The sequence below is a fragment of the Microbacterium sp. zg.Y909 genome (assembly GCF_024626565.1).
This window is the reverse complement of the sequence record NZ_JANJFJ010000521.1, coordinates 1-2,444: the sequence shown is the minus strand read 5'-3', so window position 1 is coordinate 2,444 and position 2,444 is coordinate 1. Positions and strand designations below refer to the sequence as shown.

Genomic DNA, 2,444 nt, shown 5'->3' with positions numbered 1-2,444 from the left:
GAGGCGTCGGCCAAGGGCACGCTTGTCGAGAGTCTGCTGCGCGGCCGTACCAGCGTGGCCACGACCCTCATCGTCTCGTCGGCTGTGCAGCAGCCGCGCGAGCGTCGTGTACGGCAGCTGATCGGCCGTGCGATGCGCCTGGTCGCGCAGCAGCGAGGACGGTCGGTGGCCACGGTCATCGCCGCCAGGCCGCTGAGCGCCCCGCAGGCCGAGCGCCTCACCGCTGCGCTGTCGCAGCGGTACGGCACCGAGATCTCCCTCAACGTCGTCATCGACCCCTCGGTCGTCGGCGGAGTGCGGGTGGAGATCGCGGACGACGTCATCGACGCCAGCGTGTCGAGTCGTCTGCACGACCTGCGCCAAAAGCTGGCCGGTTAGAGCTTCCCGCTCAGCGGAGCGGAGATTTCGGGGCCGTGAGGTCCCATGAACACGAAGGAAGACCATGGCAGAACTCTCCATCAGCCCCGACGTCATCCGTGACGCGCTGAAGGACTTCGTCGCCGCATACGAGCCCTCCGGGGCCGCGGCGACCGAGGTCGGCACCGTCATCGACGCCGCAGACGGCATCGCCCACGTCGAGGGACTCCCCGGCGTGATGGCGAACGAGCTGGTCCGCTTCGCGGACGGCACCGCCGGCCTGGCGCTGAACCTCGACGAACACGCGATCGGTGTCGTCGTCCTCGGCGACTTCTCCGGCGTCGAGGCGGGCCAGCAGGTCACCCGCACCGGCGAGGTCCTCTCGGTCCCCGTCGGCGACGGTTACCTCGGCCGCGTCGTCGACCCGCTCGGCAACCCGATCGACGGCCTGGGCGCCGTGGCAGCCGATGGCCGTCGCGCGCTCGAGCTGCAGGCGCCCGGCGTCATGTCGCGCAAGAGCGTGCACGAGCCGATGCAGACGGGCATCAAGGCGATCGACGCCATGATCCCGGTCGGCCGCGGCCAGCGTCAGCTCATCATCGGCGACCGGCAGACCGGCAAGACGGCCATCGCGATCGACACGATCATCAACCAGAAGGCCAACTGGGAGTCCGGCGACGTCAACAAGCAGGTGCGCTGCATCTACGTCGCCATCGGCCAGAAGGGCTCCACGATCGCCGGCGTCAAGGGCGCGCTCGAGGATGCCGGCGCCATGGAGTACACCACGATCGTGGCCGCTCCGGCGTCCGACCCCGCCGGCTTCAAGTACCTCGCCCCCTACACCGGCTCGGCGATCGGCCAGCACTGGATGTACGGCGGCAAGCACGTGCTGATCATCTTCGACGACCTGTCGAAGCAGGCTGAGGCCTACCGCGCCGTGTCGCTGCTGCTGCGCCGCCCGCCGGGCCGCGAGGCCTACCCGGGTGACGTCTTCTACCTGCACTCGCGTCTGCTCGAGCGTTGCGCGAAGCTCTCGGACGAGCTGGGCGCCGGCTCGATGACGGGTCTTCCCATCATCGAGACCAAGGCCAACGACGTGTCGGCGTACATCCCGACCAACGTGATCTCGATCACCGACGGCCAGATCTTCCTGCAGTCCGACCTCTTCAACGCCAACCAGCGTCCCGCGGTCGACGTCGGCATCTCGGTGTCGCGCGTCGGTGGCGACGCCCAGGTGAAGTCGATCAAGAAGGTCTCCGGAACGCTGAAGCTCGAGCTGGCCCAGTACCGCTCGCTCGAGGCGTTCGCCATGTTCGCCTCGGACCTCGACGCCGCCTCGCGGCGCCAGCTGGCCCGCGGTGCGCGTCTGACCGAGCTGCTCAAGCAGCCGCAGTACTCGCCGTACCCGGTGGAGGAGCAGGTCGTCTCGATCTGGGCCGGCACCAACGGCAAGCTCGACACCATCGCGGTGGAGGACGTGCTGCGCTTCGAGCGCGAGCTGCTCGATTACCTCAAGCGCAACACGTCGATCCTCGACACGCTGCGCGAGACCAATGTCCTCGATGACGACACGGCGGCCCAGCTCGAGAAGCTGGTCGACGAGTTCGTGCTCGAGTTCCAGTCCGGCAAGGGCATGGCGATCAACAACCCGGGTCACGAGGAGTTCGCGGCAGCAGCCGCCGACGACGTGAACCAGGAAAAGATCGTCAAGGGCCGCCGGGGCTGACGACTCAGTAGGGATAGCCAATGGGCGCACAACTGCGGGTCTACAAGCAGAAGATCAGTTCTGCTCAGACGACCAAGAAGATCACGAAGGCGATGGAGCTCATCGCGGCTTCGCGCATCCAGAAGGCGATGGCGCGCGTGCGCGCGTCGTCGCCCTTCGCGCGAGCCGTCACGCGAGCCGTCTCCGCGGTCGCGACGTACTCCAACGTCCAGCACCCCCTCACGACGGAACGCGAGGTGATCCGCCGTTCGGCGATCGTCATCTTCGCCTCCGACCGGGGACTGGCGGGCGCCTTCAACTCCCAGATCCTGCGCGAAGCGCTGGAGCTCGCCGAGCTGCTGCGCTCCGAGGGCAAGGAAGT

Annotated in this window: 3 protein-coding genes; all 3 read left to right on the top strand. The window is 68.0% G+C overall.

Annotated elements, in window-relative coordinates; genetic code table 11:
- Positions 1–378 (top strand): ATP synthase F1 subunit delta (atpH, locus tag NQ160_RS22290; protein ID WP_257517224.1); only part of this gene is annotated, 378 nt, incomplete at its 5' end.
- A gap of 64 nt (positions 379–442) precedes the next feature.
- Positions 443–2,083: a F0F1 ATP synthase subunit alpha gene (gene atpA, locus NQ160_RS22285; protein WP_257517223.1), complete on the top strand. Its 1,641-nt coding sequence runs from the start codon at positions 443–445 to the stop codon at positions 2,081–2,083.
- A 20-nt stretch (positions 2,084–2,103) separates the two neighbouring features.
- Positions 2,104–2,444: F0F1 ATP synthase subunit gamma (locus NQ160_RS22280; RefSeq protein WP_257517222.1), on the top strand; the 341-nt coding region annotated here is incomplete at its 3' end.

Bases quoted from the DNA above. Each gene is read 5' to 3' on its own strand.
- atpA (WP_257517223.1), top strand. From the start codon at position 443: ATGGCAGAACTCTCCATCAGCCCCGACGTCATCCGTGACGCGCTGAAG.